This is a genomic window from Clostridium cylindrosporum DSM 605, from assembly GCF_001047375.1.
Taxonomy (GTDB): Bacteria; Bacillota; Clostridia; order Clostridiales; family Caloramatoraceae; genus Clostridium_AB; species Clostridium_AB cylindrosporum.
Map to the genome: position 1 here is coordinate 19,976 of NZ_LFVU01000007.1, position 21,455 is coordinate 41,430.

23 protein-coding genes and 2 pseudogenes are annotated in these 21,455 nt (G+C 30.4%); 12 read left to right on the top strand and 13 right to left on the bottom strand.

What is annotated here, in order from left to right; genetic code table 11:
* Positions 1-226 precede the first annotated feature (226 nt).
* Together CLCY_RS04250 and CLCY_RS04255 are read left to right on the top strand one after the other, a co-directional pair.
* Entirely contained in the window at positions 227-943 is a 717-nt protein-coding gene (locus tag CLCY_RS04250) for a TVP38/TMEM64 family protein (RefSeq protein WP_048569901.1), read from the top strand.
* A gap of 6 nt (positions 944-949) precedes the next feature.
* On the top strand, positions 950-1,630 hold the full coding sequence (locus CLCY_RS04255; RefSeq protein WP_048569902.1) for a TVP38/TMEM64 family protein: 681 nt from the start codon (positions 950-952) through the stop codon (positions 1,628-1,630).
* A 139-nt stretch (positions 1,631-1,769) separates the two neighbouring features.
* On the opposite strand, the gene CLCY_RS04260 is transcribed toward CLCY_RS04255, so the two are convergent.
* From CLCY_RS04260 to CLCY_RS04275, 4 genes are all read right to left on the bottom strand, one after another.
* Entirely contained in the window at positions 1,770-2,255 is a 486-nt protein-coding gene (locus CLCY_RS04260; protein WP_048569903.1) for a GNAT family N-acetyltransferase, read from the bottom strand.
* A 46-nt stretch (positions 2,256-2,301) separates the two neighbouring features.
* On the bottom strand, positions 2,302-2,790 hold the full coding sequence (locus CLCY_RS04265) for a GNAT family N-acetyltransferase (protein ID WP_048569904.1): 489 nt from the start codon (positions 2,788-2,790) through the stop codon (positions 2,302-2,304).
* 86 nt (positions 2,791-2,876) lie between these two features.
* Positions 2,877-3,467 (bottom strand): signal peptidase I, encoded by a 591-nt coding sequence (lepB, locus tag CLCY_RS04270; protein WP_048569905.1) that lies wholly within the window; start codon positions 3,465-3,467, stop codon positions 2,877-2,879.
* 29 nt (positions 3,468-3,496) lie between these two features.
* Positions 3,497-3,832, bottom strand: a complete 336-nt coding sequence (locus CLCY_RS04275) for a YnfA family protein (protein WP_048569906.1) — start codon at positions 3,830-3,832, stop codon at positions 3,497-3,499.
* A gap of 222 nt (positions 3,833-4,054) precedes the next feature.
* Between CLCY_RS04275 and CLCY_RS04280 the strand changes: the two genes are divergently transcribed.
* The 4 genes from CLCY_RS04280 (at position 4,055) to CLCY_RS04295 (ending at position 8,452) form a co-directional block, all read left to right on the top strand.
* Entirely contained in the window at positions 4,055-4,426 is a 372-nt protein-coding gene (locus CLCY_RS04280; protein ID WP_048569907.1) for an ArsR/SmtB family transcription factor, read from the top strand.
* Between the two features lie 17 nt (positions 4,427-4,443).
* A complete protein-coding gene (locus tag CLCY_RS04285; protein WP_048569908.1) occupies positions 4,444-6,798 on the top strand; it encodes a heavy metal translocating P-type ATPase in 2,355 nt (784 codons plus the stop codon).
* 167 nt (positions 6,799-6,965) lie between these two features.
* Positions 6,966-7,664, top strand: coding sequence for a pirin family protein (locus CLCY_RS04290; RefSeq protein WP_048569909.1), 699 nt, complete (start codon positions 6,966-6,968; stop codon positions 7,662-7,664).
* Between the two features lie 101 nt (positions 7,665-7,765).
* On the top strand, positions 7,766-8,452 hold the full coding sequence (locus CLCY_RS04295) for an FMN-dependent NADH-azoreductase (RefSeq protein ID WP_242844933.1): 687 nt from the start codon (positions 7,766-7,768) through the stop codon (positions 8,450-8,452).
* Between the two features lie 150 nt (positions 8,453-8,602).
* Here the strand turns inward: CLCY_RS04295 and CLCY_RS14110 are convergent, their stop codons facing one another.
* Positions 8,603-9,013, bottom strand: coding sequence for a DUF2935 domain-containing protein (locus CLCY_RS14110; protein ID WP_423230490.1), 411 nt, complete (start codon positions 9,011-9,013; stop codon positions 8,603-8,605).
* Positions 8,990-9,052, bottom strand: a pseudogene (locus CLCY_RS14115) (DUF2935 domain-containing protein); the annotation flags it as partial. The pseudogene CLCY_RS14115 and the gene CLCY_RS14110, both read right to left, overlap by 24 nt.
* Before the next feature lie 101 nt (positions 9,053-9,153).
* On the opposite strand from CLCY_RS14115, the gene CLCY_RS13605 reads away from it, so the two are divergent.
* Positions 9,154-9,402 (top strand): hypothetical protein, encoded by a 249-nt coding sequence (locus CLCY_RS13605; protein WP_152668097.1) that lies wholly within the window; start codon positions 9,154-9,156, stop codon positions 9,400-9,402.
* Positions 9,403-9,781: 379 nt separating this feature from the next.
* Here CLCY_RS13605 and CLCY_RS04305 read toward each other — a convergent pair whose 3' ends face one another.
* Positions 9,782-10,123 (bottom strand): hypothetical protein, encoded by a 342-nt coding sequence (locus CLCY_RS04305; protein WP_048569910.1) that lies wholly within the window; start codon positions 10,121-10,123, stop codon positions 9,782-9,784.
* 618 nt (positions 10,124-10,741) lie between these two features.
* Here CLCY_RS04305 and CLCY_RS04310 point away from each other — a divergent pair.
* From CLCY_RS04310 to CLCY_RS04325, 4 genes are all read left to right on the top strand, one after another.
* Complete coding sequence (locus CLCY_RS04310; protein ID WP_048569911.1) at positions 10,742-11,530, top strand: hypothetical protein; 789 nt, start codon at positions 10,742-10,744, stop codon at positions 11,528-11,530.
* 196 nt (positions 11,531-11,726) lie between these two features.
* On the top strand, positions 11,727-12,314 hold the full coding sequence (locus tag CLCY_RS04315) for a LysE family transporter (protein WP_048569912.1): 588 nt from the start codon (positions 11,727-11,729) through the stop codon (positions 12,312-12,314).
* A gap of 4 nt (positions 12,315-12,318) precedes the next feature.
* On the top strand, positions 12,319-12,705 hold the full coding sequence (locus CLCY_RS04320; protein ID WP_048569913.1) for a winged helix-turn-helix transcriptional regulator: 387 nt from the start codon (positions 12,319-12,321) through the stop codon (positions 12,703-12,705).
* Between the two features lie 4 nt (positions 12,706-12,709).
* Positions 12,710-13,123, top strand: coding sequence for a GNAT family N-acetyltransferase (locus CLCY_RS04325; RefSeq protein WP_048569914.1), 414 nt, complete (start codon positions 12,710-12,712; stop codon positions 13,121-13,123).
* A gap of 130 nt (positions 13,124-13,253) precedes the next feature.
* On the opposite strand, the gene CLCY_RS04330 is transcribed toward CLCY_RS04325, so the two are convergent.
* Entirely contained in the window at positions 13,254-14,693 is a 1,440-nt protein-coding gene (locus CLCY_RS04330; RefSeq protein WP_048569915.1) for a SulP family inorganic anion transporter, read from the bottom strand.
* Positions 14,694-14,863: 170 nt separating this feature from the next.
* Here CLCY_RS04330 and CLCY_RS04335 point away from each other — a divergent pair, with 170 nt between their 5' ends.
* A complete protein-coding gene (locus CLCY_RS04335; protein WP_048569916.1) occupies positions 14,864-15,406 on the top strand; it encodes a recombinase family protein in 543 nt (180 codons plus the stop codon).
* 724 nt (positions 15,407-16,130) lie between these two features.
* Here the strand turns inward: CLCY_RS04335 and CLCY_RS04345 are convergent.
* The 5 genes and pseudogenes from CLCY_RS04345 to CLCY_RS04370 form a co-directional block, all read right to left on the bottom strand.
* Positions 16,131-16,595: a hypothetical protein gene (locus tag CLCY_RS04345; protein ID WP_048569918.1), complete on the bottom strand. Its 465-nt coding sequence runs from the start codon at positions 16,593-16,595 to the stop codon at positions 16,131-16,133.
* A gap of 452 nt (positions 16,596-17,047) precedes the next feature.
* A complete protein-coding gene (locus CLCY_RS04355; protein WP_048569920.1) occupies positions 17,048-18,046 on the bottom strand; it encodes a DUF4179 domain-containing protein in 999 nt (332 codons plus the stop codon).
* A gap of 4 nt (positions 18,047-18,050) precedes the next feature.
* Positions 18,051-18,605: pseudogene (locus CLCY_RS04360) on the bottom strand (sigma-70 family RNA polymerase sigma factor).
* A gap of 153 nt (positions 18,606-18,758) precedes the next feature.
* On the bottom strand, positions 18,759-19,136 hold the full coding sequence (locus tag CLCY_RS04365) for a DUF6483 family protein (RefSeq protein ID WP_048569921.1): 378 nt from the start codon (positions 19,134-19,136) through the stop codon (positions 18,759-18,761).
* Positions 19,137-19,292: 156 nt separating this feature from the next.
* Positions 19,293-21,386 (bottom strand): N-acetylmuramoyl-L-alanine amidase, encoded by a 2,094-nt coding sequence (locus CLCY_RS04370; protein WP_048569922.1) that lies wholly within the window; start codon positions 21,384-21,386, stop codon positions 19,293-19,295.
* Positions 21,387-21,455: the final 69 nt, after the last annotated feature.

The following is a 21,455-nucleotide window of genomic DNA, read 5'->3' on the forward strand; positions in this document are numbered from 1 at the left end:
CATAATTATGTTTCGTTGCAATTAATAAATCAAATACTCATCTTAATTACTATTGATTATTCCTATAGGATATTTACCAGTTAGTTCCTTTTTTAAATTGACAAATCTTAGGTAGTATTAGACACTAAGTATGAGTATATTTATAAGTTTTATTTTAATTCCAAATTCTTATAAATAATGCTCAATTATTTTATATCCATAAAAAATATATTTTGGAGGACTTATAATGGAAAACAAACAAAAAAAGTTATTAAGCAAAATAGTTGTTGTCCTGCTAATTGTAGTTGCAGTTTGTAGCTATTTCTTTATACCATCTGTAAAAGCTACAATAAACAACATAACTGGCATGTTTGCAACTGGCGACTTTACGGTTGTAAAGGATTTCGTTGCATCATATGGTGCATATGCAGCGGTTATTTCATTTTTACTAATGGTACTACAATCAGTACTTGCACCACTACCAGCATTTTTAATTACATTTGCTAATGCTAACCTATTTGGTTGGTGGCAAGGAGCTATCCTTTCATGGAGTAGTGCTATGGCAGGAGCTATGCTTTGCTTCTTTATCGCTAGAATCCTAGGTCGTGATGTAGTTGTTAAGCTAACTAGTAATTCAGCACTTAAGCAAATAGACCTTTTCTTTGAAAAGTATGGTAAGCAAAGTATACTAATTGCTAGACTTCTACCATTTATGTCATTTGACATAGTAAGTTATGCAGCTGGACTTACATCAATGAGCTTCTGGTCATTTTTCGTAGCAACAGGAATTGGACAACTTCCTGCAACTTTAGTTTATTCATATGTAGGTGGAATGCTATCTGGAGGAGCTAGACTATTTGTTACTGGTCTTCTTATCCTATTTGCCCTATCTGTTTTAGTTGTACTTATTCGTCAAATTTACGTTGCAAAAAATAAAAAACCAGAAGAAAACCTTGAAGGTTAGTTTCCAATGAAAAAAAAGTTTTTTATATTTATAGGAATTGTAATTTTAATTTGTATGCTTGACCATCAATTGGGATGGTCATCCTATTTAGCAGATTTTGAGAATATAAAATTTCTAAGGGATATGGTAAAGGACAATATATGGCTGGCTAGCATTATATACATAGTACTAACAATTGTAGGATGTGTAGTACTATGTCTTCCTGGAATTACATTTGCTCTTTTTGGTGGAATGTTATTTGGTCCAGTACTTGGAATATTGCTATGCCTAATAGCAACAACAATTGGTGCATCATTAGCATTTTTAGTAGGACGCTTCTTCTTAAAGGATACGGTTAAACCTATGGTAGAGAAGAATAAGTACCTAAAGAAAATCCTTTTTGATGAATCTGGAAAAAGCGATTTAATACTTTTAATGGTTACACGTATGCTTCCAATTTTTCCATATAACCTACAAAACTTCGCCTATGGAATTACAGATATAGACTTCTGGAAATATACATCTTATACATTTATTTTCATGCTACCTGGGGTGGCATTTATAACAATTGGTGCAGCAGGTATAACAGCTGGTGAGAATAAATGGATGTACTTTACAATTTCAGCTTTGCTACTTGTAGGAGTACTTGTATTAGGTTCTCTAATTCAAAAGAAGTATTTAGGTGAAAGAGAGAAGCAACCCAATTAATTTAATTTTTTATACTTGAATATATATTTAACTTAATAAAAAGTGACTGTTACAAAACTACATTGTAAACAGTCACTTTTTTATTGAAGTTCTTGTTATAAATAACTAATGTTATTACTGCCTTTTATACTTTCATTTTCTATAGCTCAATATAATAGATTATTATATCCTCATATTCTCCATTACCAAGAAGATAGCCCTTTGGAATCACTCCTACTCTATGAAATCCTATCTTCTCATAAAGATGAATTGCACCAGCATTTGTGCTAACTACAGCATTAAACTGTAATATAGAAAATCCAAATTCACGCCCTATTTTCATTGAATGGAGAACTAGTTTCTCACCTATGTGATATCCTCTATAACTTCCATCAACTGCATATGAAGCATTAGATATATGTCCGCATCTACCTATATTATTAGGATGTAAGATATATAGCCCAAGAATAGCACCATCCCCCTCTGCAACTCCAGTAAAGGTTTGAGATGCAAAGAATTCTCTTGCTTCCTCTTCACTTAACTTATCTATTTGAGGAAATGCATTAGCATCCTCAACAACATCATTCCAAATTTCAACCATTGAAGGAATATCCCTGTCTTCATATTTTCTTATAATTATATCCATCTACAGTCTCTCTCCTTTGTGCAATAAAAATTCTACTTAGTATTTATTAAAAATTTAAAATCATATCGTACCATTTAGCACCGCCATGAACAGAATTTGATATCCCTTTATTAATAAATCCAAACTTTTCGTAGTAGTTAATAAGCTTGTCCTTACAAGTAAGGATTATACCTTTTCTTCCTGATGCTTTTGATACCTTTATCATATGATTCATAAGCATAGCTGCTATTCCCTGTCTTCTATAATCTGGGGCTACATTTAGTCCAAATATCGTTTGATAATCACCCTTTGGATTATGCAATGTAGAATCCTTATAAAGTTCATCATATATAACAGTTCTATCAATAATAGCACCATTAACTAAAGCTATTATCTTGCCATCTACTTCACCTACAAAAAAACTTTCAGGAAATGCCTTAATACGCTCTTCTAATGATTCTCTAGTAGCTGCTTCTTCCTTAGGAAAACAACTTGCTTCAAGTTCTACAACTCCCTCTAAATCCTCTATACAGACATTTCTAATTATTATGCTCATATTATCAACCCCTTCATAATCCTTTTTATACAATAAAAAATACCGTAAATTCACCTTTGGAATAATACAGTATTTTAATTAATCATTTATTTAATATTTCCTAGTTTATCAAATGGGTAAACCCTAAATACTGCCTTTCCTTCAACTTGATCGTAATCAATAGGACCAAATGCCCTGCTATCTAAGCTTACAGGTCTATTATCCCCTAATACAAAGAGTTTGTCATTTTCTACTTTAATAGGAAACTTTAAATCTTGACTAAAAGTTTCACCCTTAACATAATTCTCTAGAATCTTTTCCCCATTTACATAAACATGACCATCTTTAATATCTATTTTATCACCTGGAACTCCGATTACCCTTTTAACTAACCTACTATTATTATCCCCTTTATTACCTAAATCTTTTATAAAAATCATGGCATCATCAATGATACTTCTTTTATGTTGATTTTCAAGAAATATAATTATATCTCCCCTTTTAGGGCTTGTAAAATTATAGCTTAACTTATCTATTATTAATTGTTGATTAGCCTTTAAGGTGTTTTCCATTGAACTTTGTTTAACTCTAACCTTTGCAACCACCTTACTATTAAGTAATATAGAAATAAAAAATGCTATTAATATAGAAAGTACCCAGCTCATAATTTCTTTCATAAGATTTTTCCTATTAACCATTCCCATACCTCCAGTTAATATAATAAGATCTATCCCCTTGGAGCATACATAATTATAATTACTCCAATTAATGCAATTGCTCCACCAATTAAATCAAATTTATCAGGTATTATATTGTCTATTTTCCATCCCCAAAGAATTGAAAGAACAATAAATATTCCTCCATATGCTGCATATACTCTAGCAAAACTAGCGCTTTGAGGCTGCAAAGTTGGGATAATCCCATATAAGACTAATAGTATAGCCCCTAAAATTCCATACCACAGATTCTTTCCCTCACGTAGCCATATCCAAACTAGGTACCCTCCCCCTATTTCAAATATACCTGCTACTATAAAGTAAAATATTGACTTTAAAATCTCCATATCTACCTCTCCTTATTCTATTTATGTTTAATAATATCCTAGGTATCTCTGCCAAACAATATATTTTTTTACTTTATAAATCACGGATTTATAAAGCTTTAGCTTTATATGAACAAATATTCATATAAGTTATTGACATTAATTCTAGCACAAGCATATAATGAAAATATAAAACATATGAATACATATTCAATCATACATTTAATATAGGGGGAATAACTTATGAAGGATAATAAAACTGATTTCGAAAGATGCGACTGCACTATTATTCATGAAAATGTCGTAAATTCAGTAAGAGATATTATGCCACTTGAGGAAGATTTATATGACTTAGCAGAAGTCTTTAAGGTATTTGGGGATAGTACAAGAATAAAAATACTCTATGCTCTATTTGCTTCAGAAATGTGTGTATGTGATATTGCTGCACTACTTAACATGACTCAATCTGCAATATCCCATCAGCTACGTGTTCTTAAGCAAGCAAGGCTAGTTAAATATAGAAAAGAAGGTAAGGTTGTTTATTATTCACTAGATGATGAACACGTTAAACAAATATTTGATCAAGGGCTAAACCATGTAACTGAAAAAAGATAAAACTAAGGGGGGATAATATGTTAACTAAAATTAAAAAAGACCTAATCCTCGAGGGTCTAGACTGTGCTAACTGTTCAGCTAAAATAGAAAATGAAGTTAACCAAATCGAAGGTGTAAATGCCTATATGAACTTCATGACAAAGACACTAACAGTAGAAACTGAAGATAATAAAGACTTTAATAATGTTTTAGAAAATATAGAATCAATAGTAAAAAAGCACGAACCACATGTAATAGTTAGTGAAAAAATAGTAAAAAAGCCTGCTAAAAATACATTTATTCTAGAAGGTCTTGGGTGTGCAAACTGTGCATCAAAGATGGAAACACAGATCAAATCTCTTCCAGGAGTAAATAGTGCATCAATTGACTTCGTATCAAAGAGACTAATCATTGAAGCGGCTAGTACAGAAGATTTAAGAAGGATAGCCGTGGAAGCTGCTGTTATAGTAGATAGAATAGAATCAGGGGTTAAGCTTGTAAGATTTGATTCTACAACTAAGGAAAAGCCAAAGGCAAATGAAAGTGCTAACAAAAAAGAATTAATTCAGCTTGGTGTTGGAGGTGCATTATTTGCATTTGGATTAATTATGAATCTTCCAAGCAAAATTGAACTCGCTGTGTTTTTAATAAGTTACCTTATTGTTGGTGGAGAAATTGTACTAAGAGCATTAAAGAATATCGCAAGAGGACAAGTTTTCGATGAAAACTTTCTTATGGGTATTGCAACAATTGGTGCCTTCATTATCGGTGAATATCCAGAAGGGGTAGCTGTTATGCTATTCTATCAAGTTGGGGAATTATTCCAAGAAATGGCTGTAAATCGTTCAAGAAGATCAATAAGCTCACTTATGGATATAAGACCTGACTTTGCTAATCTTAAATCAGGTGATAATATAACTCGTGTATCACCTGAGGATGTAATCATTGGAGATATTATTGTTGTTAAACCAGGGGAAAAAATCCCACTTGATGGTACTGTTATAGAGGGAAGTTCTATGGTAGATACATCTGCCTTAACAGGTGAATCTGTTCCTAGAAAATTAGAACCAGGAACCTCTGCACTAAGCGGATTCATTAATAAAAATGGTGTTTTAACTATCGAAGTAACTAAGGAATTTGCAGAATCAACTGTATCTAAGATATTAGACTTAGTTCAAAATGCTAGTAGTAGAAAGGCCCCAACAGAGAACTTTATAACTAAATTCGCAAGATATTATACTCCAGGGGTAGTATTTGCATCACTTGCAATTGCTTTAATTCCACCTATGGTAATCCAAGGAGCAAGTTTCTCTGATTGGGTTTATAGAGCGCTTATATTCCTAGTAATATCTTGTCCATGTGCCTTAGTTGTTTCTATACCTTTAAGTTTCTTTGGCGGTATTGGTGGAGCTTCTAAGAGAGGTGTTCTAGTTAAAGGAAGTAACTATCTTGAGGCTTTAAATAACGTAGAAACTGTTATTTTTGACAAAACAGGTACATTAACAAAGGGTTTATTTAAGGTAACAGAAATAACTCCTGAAGATGATAATACTAAGGAAGATTTACTAGAATATGCTGCATACGCTGAAAGCTATTCAAACCACCCAATTGCAACTTCAATCATAAGAGCATATGGAAAAGAGATAGATAAAGCTAACCTTTCAGACTATGAAGAAATATCAGGACATGGTATTAAGGTTAAACTTAAAGATAATTTAATACTTGTTGGTAATGCTAAACTAATGAAAAAAGAAGATATCAAGTATAGTGAAGTTAACTCTATAGGAACAATAGTACACGTAGCACTAAATAAGGAATATATAGGCTATATTATTATATCCGATGAGATTAAAGAAGATTCTAAGGATGCAATAAGAGATTTGAAATCACTTGGAATTAAGAAGATAGTAATGCTTACAGGGGATGTAAAATCCGTTGGTGAAAAGGTAGCTAATCACCTAGGACTTGATGAAGTATATTCAGAACTTCTTCCTACAGAAAAGGTTGAAAATCTAGAATTACTTGATAAAGAGAAATCTCCAAAGGGAAAACTTATCTTCGTTGGAGATGGAATAAACGACGCTCCTGTACTTGCTAGAGCAGATATCGGTATAGCAATGGGAGGACTTGGTTCTGACGCTGCTATAGAGGCTGCTGACATAGTGATTATGACAGATGAACCATCAAAGATAGCAACTGCGATTAAGGTTGCAAAGAGAACAAAAATTATAGTATGGCAAAACATAGCTTTTGCACTAGGCATTAAACTTTTATTCATAATACTTGGAGCATTTGGTATAGCCACAATGTGGGAGGCTGTATTCGCTGATGTAGGTGTAGCAGTTATCGCAGTGTTAAATGCAATGAGGGTAATAAAGGTTGATAATATTTAATTAGCTTAAATAAAAATAATAGGGTTATATTTGCAAAACTTTTAGGGAAGCAAATATAACCCTACTTTTATTAATAATAAATTATTGTATATGGCACATACTAATCTTTAATATAGCTAATCTCACTTCCTACTAATAATCCTTAATTAAACTTTGGAGGTATAAAAATGATAAAGAAAATAGATAGCAATACTATGGGAAAAAAGAACGTAGGATGGCTAAAAAGCACTTTTCACTTTTCTTTTGATGAATACTCGAATCCAGACCATAATAACTTTGGAGTTTTAAGAGTATTAAATGATGATATAATTCAACCAAATACTGGTTTTGATAAACATCCCCATAGCAATATGGAGATAGTAACCTATGTTATAGATGGGGAAATATCTCATGCAGATAGCTTAGGATACAAAAGAACACTATCACGTGGAAATGTTCAATATATGGGCGCAGGTACAGGTGTGAATCATAGTGAATATAACCTTTCTAATGAAAGCGTAAGACTTCTTCAAATATGGATTTATCCTGACATAGAAGAACGTGAACCTGACTATGGAGACTTTAGATTTGACCCTAATGATAGAAAGAATAAGTGGCTACATATAGTTTCAAGCAAAGAGGGAGATGCCCCTGTTAAGATAAATCAAGACGTTAATTTTTATGTATTGGAGCTTGATGAAAACCTGGAAATTAACTTTAATCTAGGTGAAGGGCGACAAGCATACCTAGTTCAAATAGAAGGAACTTCAATCATAAATCAAATTGACTTAAAACCTAAGGATGCACTTGAAATTATTGAGGATAGCATCAATATAAAGTCTACTAAGCCATCTCACTTTATAATTATAGAAATGAAAAAATCATAAATAAAAGCATATAAAAATATAGGTAAATTTAATAATGTCCACAGAATATTGCTCTTATCTTTGGCTAAACTAAACTAAACTTTATAAAAGGAGTAATTTATATGTTTAGATTTATAAAGAGATTATTTGGACGAGAAAGGAATGATGAAAAAGTGACAAAGGTATTATATGTTACTGCTAACCCAAAGCCTGAAGCTGATTCCTATAGTTTATCAACAGGAAGAGAATTCATAGATTTATATAAGAAGAATAACCCAAATGATGAGGTTATAGAAATTGATGTTTTTAAAGCAAATATACCACTTATTGATGCTGATGTACTTAATGCTTGGGGAGAACTACAACATGGTAAAACATTTGATGAATTAGATGCTAATGTAAAGGATAAGGTAGGTAGAATAGATCAATTTACAAATCAGTTTATATCAGCTGACAAATATGTTTTCGTGACTCCTCTATGGAACCTATCAATTCCTCCACTAATGAAAGCATATATAGATACTATTACAGTAGCTGGTAAAACATTTAAGTATACAGAAAATGGCCCTGTGGGACTACTTAAAAATAAGAAGGCTGTTCATATTCATGCCGCTGGTGGTGTCTATTCTGAAGGCCCTGCAGCTCCATTTGAACACGCAAATACTTATATTAAGTCTATTTTAGGTTTCCTTGGTGTTGAATCTATAGACTCTATTCTTATAGAAGCAACAGCACAAGCAGATCCTGGAGCAGAGGCTGTTAAATCAAAGGCAAGCGAAAGAGTTAAAGAAGTTGTTAAAAATTTCTAATAACACTATTCCTTTATAAAATTCTCTACCTTTCTTAATACAAAATTAAAAATCCTCATAGACAAACAATATCGCCTATGAGGATTTTATTTATATAAAAATCTTTTATTATTTTTAAATTAAACTTAATAAAAGTAAATATAGATTATATTATATTTCTTCATAGGTTTCTAATAATCTAATATAATGATTAGCCTCTCTAAGCACATGATCTCCAAGAAGTGGAAGTATTATAGATCTTATTTCACAATTAGCGATTCCTTCTGTACCTGCTGCCTTAAAATCTCTAAGTCTGATAGTTTCATCTGTAACACTATCTATTGTAGCATCTGTCGCAGCTCGAGCTTCTTTTATTAAGCATTTAAAGTCATGAGCGAAGTCATCTGCAGTATCAATCAATTCCTCTTCAGTAGGATCAAGTAATCCTCTTATAAATTGTGCATGCTCCATCATAATCTGATCCCAAAATAACTCTGTTTTTCTAATATCCTTACAATCAATATCAATTCCATCTTCAAGGTCATTTACTAATGAAAGATATAGTCTTGCTTCACGTAATATATGTTCAATAAGCAATGGATAGTTAAGAGTGAATATCTTACATGATAAAACACAATCTTAGCACCTATTTACATAATCTGCATACTATGGTATTGAAAATAGAGCTAACACTCTATAAATATCTAATAGGAGATGATTGTATGTGTTGTTTATTTAGGCGTAGAAGATGTCGTAGAAATCGTAGAGAGGATAACTTAATATGTAGATGTAGATGTAGACGTGATAATGACTTCCGTGGAGACAGAGATGATAACTTAAGATGTAGATGCGAATGTAGACGTAGACATGATGATGACTTTCGTGGAGATAGAGATGACGACTTCCGTAGAGACAGAGATAATGACTTCAGATGTAGATGTCGATGTAGAAGAAGACGTTTCGATGACTAGAGGGATTGGGATATTTGGTAAAGTCACTACTATTGATTAAAATAGTACTAAAACTTACAATAACAAATATCCACCTATTACCTCAATTTGTATTAAAAAATAATCTAAAGGTAAGTTATATTAAGGTATAACTTACCTTACCTTTATAGTGTAGTTTCTTATATTGTTCTTATTTTGCTAAATAAGAAATACCATAAAATATTATTCTACAACTAATGTTTATTATTCTTATAAGTCATAGTTTTTATAAATGTTGATAACTAAACTAAAGGTATTGTAAATCGGCCTCATTTTTCAGGTAAATACACATTGTAAAACTATTACAACGTAAATTATTAAGTAAAGAATAAAAAAGCAAGTCTTTTAAACTTGCTTTTATCTAAACAACATTTAATTTACTTTTAGATTTATATATATCAATAGTATCTGTCAATATATCATAAAATTCATCTATTTGGACTTGTCCATTTTTACCTTCACAAACAATTTCAAATATTTCTTTACCAGACAAAGAAACTAAATAGAGATTTATATGTGCATAATCCCATGAACTTCTAGGAAATTTCCATATATCTTCAACTTGATTAAAATAAATAGTTCTATATCCAAGTGAACGTAGAAATAAATTTATAAAATTAAATTTATTTCTAACTACCAACCTATCACAGTATAATTTTAATATACCATATGTAGAATTTAATTCAGCTATAATTCCATTCATTGTCTTACTCCTGCATCATAAAATTATTAATCGATTAATTCTATATCATATTAATTCTATATTATTTAATTCTATACTATATATAGTAATTCCTTTCTTTGATTCCTCCTCGAGCAACATTTATTTAAGTACATTTTTACAGATACCATTTGCCATTTTCACTATTTATGTAACATATAGAAATTGAAGAGCATAACATAAAGCATCTTAAGGATACCCTCATTATTTCTGACATGAAACTACCTCATAGCATTAGGAAGTTTAAGAACATTCCTAATGCTACATACTTATAAAATAAATTTATCGATAGCCTAGAACTATTCTACTAAGATATAAAAGTACATTTAGATATATCCAGTTTATCCAGTTGTAATAATATATCTTTCTTTTAAGACCTTTGCCAAAAGGTCTTTTACTTTTGCCCTTCTTTGTGATTTTCCTCTTTCCTACTCAGTATAAATTTTTACATAAGGAGCTAAGAGACATATATATTTCCAACTCTCTACACCTACTTACATTTTCTTTAATAAAATTGTTATATATTATTGTATTTTTTTATTTATACTCTATATAGGATTATATTTTGGTTATATGAAAAATTGGGAAGGAGATATCTTTATGGAGCTGCTATTAAAGACATTTATTGAAACTACCAGCTTTACTGGTGCAATTATATTAGTAGGGTTGATACTTGGATACTTAAGAACTCAGACAATACAAAACTTCCAAAGGAGCTTTGGATGGAAAGCAATTATGATTACTGCAGTAGTAGGGGTTCCTATACATGAATTAAGTCATACGATTTTTTCACTTATCTTTGGACATAGGATAAACAAAATAAAGTTAATTCAAAGACCAGATGAAAATGGAACATTAGGGTATGTACAACATAGCTATAATCCACTTAGCATATATCAACAAGTAGGAAACTTTTTTATCGGTGTAGCTCCTATATTTGGGGGAATTACAGCTTTAATAATTTTTATGAGACAATTAGTCCCTACAGCTTATACTAAATTAATAGATATTTTAACTAAGAATTTAAGTATAAATACACTAGATACCGATGTAATTCGTAATATTACTACGTCATATTGGGAATTTATAAAAACATTCTTTAGTTTAAGTAACCTAGGAAATATATATTTTATATTATTTCTATTCCTAGCCATATGCATTTCCTCACATATATCATTAAGCACCGCAGATATAAAAGGCGCCTTTAAAGGATTAGTGATTATGTATATATTTCTACTTATAGTAAATGCCCTAATTGGCTACAACTACATCTTAGATATAAGTTTATTAAAATATAATATAATACTTATAGGATTTTTAATCGTCTCTTTAATATTTTCTTTAATAACTTATTTGATAAGCTTAATACTACTTATATTCAAAATATAAGTAGTATTAAGCTTTATGTTTTTGTTATTCCAATAGCCTAAGTCTTTTATTTTCAAAAACAAGACAAATACTAAATATCACTAAATAAATAGAATATATAATCGGACCTATTAGTAACTAATAAATTTCATAGTAACTTGTTTGCTTGTAGCTATTTCCGTATAATGATTCTAAAACAAAGAAAAGGAGTGATAACATGCCCTTTAATATACTCGGAGCTTTTATTGGATATATTTTAATAAGTTCCTTCACTCCTGGCCCAGGTAATATTCTTGCATTGAACACGATGGTACAATACGGATGGAAAAAAGGAAGAAATCTCATTTTTGGTATTGGAGCAGGATATGCAACAGTCCAGTTTATTTGTACAATGGCTATATATGAGTTAAATGAATTTCTTACACCTGCACTTGCTATAATTAAATATGTAGGTGCGATTTATCTAGTTTGTCTAACAATTCAAATTATAAAGAGTAAACTGGAGCAAGGTATGAATGAAAATAATGCAAACTTTCGCACTGGATTCCTAATGCAGTTGGTAAATGTTAAGATATATTTCTATATCATTACTTTACTTACAGCATATATAGCTCCCTATTGTAATACATTGCCATTAATGTTATTCATAGGTGTATTTGTAGTTGCTGTAGGGTTTATAGCTACAATGACTTGGTCCTTTCTAGGACTTAAAATGCAGAAAATTTATGTGGTGCATTTTAAATTGATCAATATTCTATTAGGTGTATTTTTGTTATACTGTGCCTTCAGTATTATAAGGGGGTAGAATTATGTATGAACCAAAATTAGAGAAAGATATCCGTTGCCCATTAGAATATGACTTAGAGATGTTCGGTGGAAAATGGAAATCACGTATTATATGTGTGCTTGCTGAAAAAGGTATACTAAGATATAGTTCACTACGTAAAGAAATGACAAATATCACAGACTCTGTATTAGCATGCACGCTAAAGGAACTGATTAATGACGATATCGTAATCCGTAATCAATTCGATGAAATTCCTCCAAGGGTAGAATATTGTCTAACTAAAAAGGGAAAATCAGTCATTCCCATACTACAAAATATATGTAGATGGTCTGGTGCTTACTTTAAAGAGGACAATGACAATGCACTTTTGCAGTGCCAGAAATGCGATTATAACAGAAAGGTGGAATAGAAACATGGCTATTACTTATACTGAGGAAAAGAAATTCACACAAGATGAAGTTCAAACACTGTTTTTATCAGTTGGATGGGTATCCGGTCAATACCCATCACGATTATACAAAGCCTTGATGAACTCATCCACTGTTTTCACTGCATGGGATGGGGAAAGGCTTGTTGGTCTAGTTCGTTTGTTGGATGATAGTGAAATGGTTGCCTATATGCATTATGTACTTGTTCATCCTGATTATCAAGGAAAAGGTATTGCTGGAAACATGATTAATATGGTTAAGGAAAAATATAAAGATTACTTATACATAGAAATCATGCCTGAAGAAAGCAAAAACGCCGCATTCTATGAAAAACATGGATTTACTGTAATGCAAGATGGAGTAGCTATGCAGCTTTCTAATTATTCTAACAAAAATTAAACAGCTTAAAAGAACAAGGCATCCTACATTCTAACTTAGTAGGTGCCTTGTTCTTTTAAGCTCTCAATCTCTCATGATAACCTTATACCTCTTCAATAAATTAAAATTTATTATTTACTGTTCTTATTATTTATACAGCACGTTTTGAAACTTTTTTAAATAGTTCCTTACTTTGTTGATTCGCACCGATAAAAGTTGTTTTAACGCCCTTATCTTTATTTTTATTAATTAATTTATCAATTGCTTCAACCCCCGTTGAATCCCATAATGTCATTGCACTTATGTCAATTATTATTTCTTCTTCGTGTTCGATTTCATCTACAAAGAAATCCAGGAATTTTTCAGCGGATGCAAAGTAAAGATATCCCTGTACTTTATAATGATGAGCATCTTCCACAGTCCCTTTTTCCACATGGACATTTGACATTTTGAATGCTGCGAAAATTGCACTCATTAATGTACCTATAACCACACCATATGCCAAGTTATGTGTTGATAATACAATTACAACCGTTAAAATCATTACAAAAGCATCGCTTTTTGGTATAATACTTAAGCGCTTTATTGATTCCCAGTTGATTGTTTCAAAGGAAACGACAATCATTACTGCTGCTAAAGCAACTACAGGAATGTGTACAACCACATTATTGAACAATACCACTGATATTAACATGAAGAAACCAGACAAGAATGTGGCCAAACGACCAATTCCACCATAATTAAGATTGATGATGGTTTGTCCAATCATGCCGCAACCAGCGATTCCACCGAAGAAACCAGAAACAATATTCCCTAATCCTTGACTTGCTGATTCACGATTCTTATTACTTTCTTCCCTTGTAATTTCATCTACTAATTGTGCCGTTAATAAAGATTCTACTAATCCAACAATTGCCACAGAAAGAGACGTAGGAAAAATTATTTTCAATGTTTCTAATGTCATTGGTACGTTTGGAATTCTAAAATTCGGTAGTTTGCTTGAAATCTCTCCCAAGTCACCTAACATTTTTACATCTAAATCTAATCCTAGTACAATGACAGAAATAACTAAAATCGAAATAATTGGTGCAGGAATCTTTTTTGTGATTTTCGGGAATAGAAAAATAATAGCCACACCGATAATTCCAAGTACAGGTAAAATGAGATTTCCTTTGAAATGTTTTACTTGCGATGTGAACATCATAATCCCTAACCCATTTACAAAGCCAATCATGACTGGTTTAGGAATATAGCGCATCAATGTTCCAACTTTACAGAAAGCTAAAATGGCTTGAATCACACCTGCTAAAATTGTTGCAGCAAATAAATATTCTACTCCATACTCAGCTACTAAATGTGCTAATACTAATGCAACTGAGCCTGCTGCTGCTGAAATCAAGCCTGTTCGTCCACCGAAAAATGCTGCAATTGCTGTAATAAAGAATGTTGCGTATACCCCAACGATTGGGTCTACTCCAGCCGCAATCATAAAACCAATAACCTCTGGAAATAAAGCTAAGCAAACAACAATCCCTGCTAAAATATCTCCTTTGACATTACCGAACCATTCTTTCTTTAATTTTTGAATCATTGATTTATACACCTCCCATATATATTATTTTTAATTTAAATTGTACATACAAGTAAACATTCTATCACAGGTCGACCCATAAACCAACCATTTTGGAACTTTACTCTTATAAAATTCAATATGGATTATGCTATAATAAAATAAATATCTTATGCGCTAGGAGAATATATATGATAATTGGATATATGAGACCATATCAAGAAGATTTGAATTGTGAAAATCAACTTAAAACCTTAAAGGAAGAAAATTGTATGACAGTTATTTCTGAAGATCATTCCTCAGCAAAGAAAAGAATCCAGTTAGAAAATGCATTAAATATATTAAAAAAAGATGATAAATTAGTTGTTACAAAACTTTTTATATTGGCTGATTCAACAAGGCATTTGGTTGAGCTCTTGGAAATAATCGAAAGTAAAGATGCCTATCTCAAGTCTCTTACTGAAGGAATTGACACCAGCGATTCAAATGGATATAGGTTTACTGATATTGTAAAGTATCTTGTTGAATTTCAAAGCGATGTCACAAGTGAAAAAACAAAAGAAGGCTTATATGAAGCAAAACAAAAAGGAGTTCATGGCGGACGTCCAAGAAAACCTGATGAAAATGTAAAACGCGCTATTGTTATGTATCAAAGCAAGAAATATAGTTTGGCAGAAATAAAAAACGAGACTGGTATTAGCAAATCTACCCTATATAGATATTTAGAAAATTAATAATTAATATACATTTATATATTGTGTACTACAAAGAGCAGGAATGCTCTTTTTTTATTTTATATCAATATCATGACTGTTAGGTTATAACAGTACCTATGAAATAAAAAGGGAGCATTTTTATTCTGCTCCTACTAGCTTACAATATAAACATATTGAAACCCAACTATTTATATTTATTGATTACTTTTTTATTTTCAAATAACAAACTTCCAAAAGTAGAGCCAAAGGAAATAGCTATAGAACTAAAAATCTTATCTGTTATTCTTAATTCACCTTTAGTTAGATAAACAAGTAAAACAGTCAAACTCCAAATAACAAAAAAGCTAGTTATAAATCTGAATATCATTTTTCTTATTATAGTCGACTTTAATTTTCTAACACTAAAAAATACTGTTATTATTAAGTCTATAAATAATAACAGTATAATTACTAAATAACCTAATATAAATTGAAAAGAAAAAGGAAACTCAATATTTTTATAAATAATAAATAATATAATTGCAGTATATATAGCAAATATAATATATAAAGTTTTTCTTATATTATCCCACATAACTTTTTACATTCTCTCCTTAACTGTGATATTCATAATAAACTAATTATATGTGTTTTCTTATATGTAATCCACTGAAAATTGTAAGGATAAGTGTTAATTTGCAACAAATAGAAGACATAACTTATTATTATTTAAGTCTATTAATTAGTTCACATAATAAAACTGTTATCCATTAATCTCGGTGATGTTCCTATTTGACATATATTTATATCCTAATAAACCCATCCAATACCCCAAAAAAGAAAATATTAAACCTAATAGTGCAGTTGTTAAAGTAAATAAAGTAATATTAGAGTTTAGTAAATATCTAAATCCATACACTGGGCTACCATACCAAATAGCAAAAGGAATAAGAAGTCCTGAAAGAGATTCTATATGCAATATTATTAGTATAAAAGATATAATATTTATTCCCCAATAAACTAAAATAAATTTTTTATATGTTTTATCGCATTTTGTACCCCAGTAAATACTGAATAAAGTCCATGATAATAAAAATAGAAGAGAAATAGCAAAATTAAAAGTTATAGCTTTATTACCCATAAAAAATTGGCAAAAGTTAAGACATACTGATATACCAGTTACAACAATGGTAAATATTATAATAACTGCTTTTTTACTTATTTTCATTTATAATCACCTCCAATTTTCAATGTATATAATAACAATGTAAAACTATTATGACATAATAATTTTATCAATTCCACCACATACCCAAAGCGAATAATGAATAAATAGAAATTGGAACACCTATTAAACTATTTATAATGAGATATGGAGCAAATCTTTTTTTTTTCAATTCTATTTTTCTTAATAAATTTAGACATTAATATAGGTGTTACTAAAAATAATGTTATGCTTATAAGTGTTAAGACTGTTAAACAATATAAAGGATATATTTTCTCAAAATTACTACTCATATAATAAGAAATATCTTGAGCATATACCCCCAATATAGTAGCCAAAACCACACTCCCATATATAAAAAACTTAATCTTTTTCATATAATTCATTTCCCCCCTTTTAATTCACAATATAAAACTATTGTTCATTTCGCTATTATCTTAGTACGTTTATAAACTTTATTTGATTTTTATAGTAAACTTCTCACCTAATTGCTTATAACCATTGGCATAGGGTGTTAAGGTTATCTCTGTAACTTTATCATTAATTTCTTTACCTAGCCCGGTTGATAATTCAAGCATACCTTCCTCTTCTCCCATAAACACTGGCATAAATTCTATTTTATTCCCGAAAACATCATAACCCTTTAATTCTATATGGTCATTAATTTTTGATTTATTTATATTTTTAATTGATAAATAAATCTTTTTACTAACTGCATTACCTACATATTTGTTTAATGTTACTATACCATCATTTTCCAATTTGAAGCTATGGTTTATTGGAAGTTCTACAGTACGTGTATCTAATTCATCTCCATTAGTAGTAAATTCAAATATACATGGATTTATCTTAACTATTTCTCCATCCAACAAAATTGATGAATAAACCATTTTTATATCTACATCACCTTTAAGTTGATTATTTTTAAGACTATAAGTCATCACCTCTTGCATTGCAGAGTCTTGAAATTTCCCACTTCCACTTGATACTCCTGACACACTTTCTCCATTTATAAATACGTCCCCAAAGGCATGAATATCTTTAGGGTTATAGTTATATTTATTATATCTTGTTGTTGTTGATACTAATAATTCATTTCCGTTTAATATAACTTCATTCAATTGAATACTTACTCCATCACTACCTTTTATCTTCCCAACTATCGTTTTATAAGTATCTAAATCTTTATTAATACCTAAAAAAGATGATATATCTACACTTACTAATTTTAGTGTAGCAGCTATAGATGTTCTAAAATTACTTCCAAGGGATACTATAGTAATAACCCCTACAATAGCAATCGCTATTGTATTATTTTTCTTCTTGTTTTTTCTAATAGACTTTTTAAACTTGTTCTTTATTTGCTTTTTTTCAATATCATTAAATCCTTCTGTACTTAACTCTTCTAAATCAATATTATTGTCATTTAATATATCATAAATATTATTGCTCATTAAGTTACACCTTACTTTCCTTTAATTTGAATAGCCTTTTAATCTTCTTTTTTCCTCGTGATACTCTATTATATATAACATCCCTCTTCATACCAGTTTCAAAGCATATATCCTTTATATCTTTTTCTTGAACATAAAGTTTTAAAAATAAATCCTTATCCTCTTTTTTTAAACAATTAAGCATGGATTCTAAATCTTTATCAAGCTCATTATTTACAATTTCATTGAGTAAAATATCCTCTGCACTTATGTCTAAATTATCAATATTTTCATGTAGTAGGTTCTTTAAATATTTTCTTTTATAATCTATACATTTATATTTAGATATACCCGCTAACCAATTTTTAAATTTACTTCTATTTTCATCGAAGCTATCTATGTTGTATCAAACTGCAATAAGTATGTCATTTATACATTCACCTTGAACACTTTGTAAGTTATACAAACGCTTCTTTACAATAGATTTAATAATCCAACCATATTGCTCTAAAATATAATCTAATGCTTTTTGATTCCTCATCTTTAGTTGATTAATGAAGTTTTCTTCAGAAATTTTCATAATCAACCCCCTCTCTATATAAGATTCTTTTTTAATATTTAGACACTCACTTACTACTTCGTTTATATCCTTACTATATCTATCAAATATTAAAAATAAGAGATAGTAGTAAATTAACTTTACTACCATCTCTTATTTAGCATAATAAAACTATCATTCTTTCTCATATAACCTTTTTATTTCTTCCAATCCATTAATAATTTCTTGTTTAGAGAAATTGTGTTTAACCAGAGTATCTTCATCTAGTTTGTTTATTTCATTATAGAAAAACAATGCCAGTTCTAAATATCTAGGGGATTTGTTTAGCTCAATTGCCTCAAATAGCATATCCTCTGCTTTACTTATTTCAAGTTCACTTACATACTTTCTAAGCTTAAGTTCTAATAGTCCTTCTTCTGGAATCAATAAATCTCCCGTTTTTTCACTTTCATTTATCATTTCCACTATTACATTTTTACTTCCCTCTACTCCAGTAACTAGTGTTCGTCCTAGGGACTTTATTATTCTTTCTATATAATCATTTTCATACAACTTGACTACTCCTTTAAACTTAATTGATACACTGCTATGTTACCATATTATTACATATAGGTTAAGCTTTAATCTCTTAATAGTATTATCCAAATTAGACAAAAGTCTGAGCTCTTAAGAATAAATTTCTCTAGAGCTCAGACTTAATGTAAAATTTTATTTATTTAAATATCTTGTTATACCATTAAAAATACCTTGAGCAAATTTATCTTGATATAAGGCATCCTTTAATTTTGCTGAATCACCAATGTTATCAACAAATCCTAGTTCAACTAAGGACGCTGGCATTTTAGTATTATTAACAACAGCCCAGTTATAATTATTTTTTATCCCTCTGTTACGCATTCCTGTTATCTTTATAACTTCACTTTGAATAGCTGATGCTAGGGCCTTATCCTTACTTGGATACTTTTTACTATACAATGTCTCAGTACCATATCCGCTTCCATTTGCTTTGTTACAATGAATAGATACAAATAAATTAGCACCATTAGAATTAGCAAATGTATATCTATATTTTAAAGACTGGTTTTGGTCTGAACTATTCCATGCTACCCTATTATTATCAGTTCTTGTATAAAGAACATCATATCCTCTATTACTTAATAATGTTCCAAGCTTTAGTCCAACTGTTAATGCTATTTCTTTTTCACGAATACCTGTAGTAGCATCTACTGCCCCTGGGTCTTTCCCTCCATGTCCTGGGTCTATTACAATTCTTTTTTTCATAGGCCCTGGCCTTACAGCATCTATATCTATTTTTTTAAAGTCTTCGTAGACTTCTCCAGATACAGAAACTCTTTTAGCCCACACAAGAACCTTGTTGGTACCACTTTCTATTGGAGTATCGAGTGTAATTTCTGTGCACTGTCCACTTTTCACTCCATTTGTATAGGATGATGCATCAGTCCACTTTCCTTTAGAATTTGAATATAGGAAAGCTTTGTAGCTTATATCACTTCCGTCTCCAGATACACCACTAACGGTTATCTCAGGATTTCTACCTATAGTAGTGGTAGCAGTATTAACCTTAACATCTGATATTTTAACTTCATTTATGTTATAAACATTAACTACTTTATTTACAAAGGAATCATATCCTCCAACATTGCTTGGAGAGTATCCTTCTCTTTTTACCCAGATGCTAAAGTTATTTCTACCTGATTGTAAAGGTCCATTTATTTGTATAGTTGCATCATTAGGATCTAATGCTCTTGTATATCCGTTTGATACATCTTCCCAAACCTCTTTACTTTGAGAATATAAATATACCCTATACTGCACATTTGAATCTGCATCTGATTTTATCCTTAGTGTAGGTTTTTTACCTAGCTTAACTTCTGAATTATCTATATCTACCTTTGTAATCTTAGGAATTTTAGGAGCTTCTTTTTCTATATTTACTTTATAATTTAAAAAATTATCATAGCCTTCCTTATTAGAAGGCTCTTTATCTGATCTTTTTACCAATACCTTAAAGCTGTTTTCTCCTTCAATCAAAGGTGTATTTAATTGCACACTATATGTATTAGATGGTTCCTGAGGTAAGCTATATCCATTTGATACATCTTCCCACTGATTTTTATCATTAGAATATAATACCTTATATTCTACCTTTTCATCTCCTGTTGAAGTTATGTTCATAATCGGCTTTATACCAATCTTTTGTTGAGATAAATCTATATTAACAGATTTAATACTTGGAACTCCCCCAGACTCAGATTCATAATCTGGCTGTGAAATAACTTCAGAATCTGTATCTATCTTAAAGCTTTTAAAATCATCATACCCTCCTTTATTTACCGCTGAAGCATATGATTTTTTAACCCATACACTAAAATTATTTTCACCTTTATGTAAAGGTTTTCTTAATTTAATTGTATAAGGATTATTACCTGATACAGCAGATGTGTATCCATTTGATACATTTTCCCATGCCCTTTTAGAAGGTGAATATAAATAAACACTATACTGCACCGATTCAGCTCCACCTGAGCTTAGCTTAAGAGTTGGATATGTACCAACTGTAGAATTTTTGTCTACTAGTTCTACTCCTGTTAACTTAGGCCTTGAGGCTGCATTTGCATCTATAGGTGTATTTACTAAGCCTATAATATTTAAAACAAAAGTAAATAGTAAAACATATACTATTTTGTTTTTAAAATTTCCCTTTAAAATTTTAAATCCCCCCTTACAAAAATATATACTAAATGCATATGTACGTGCACAACTATCTACATGATAACACAATTTAATCCACTTTATTACTTTAGTAACAATTTTATACACAATATAACAAATTACTATATAAATAGTTAA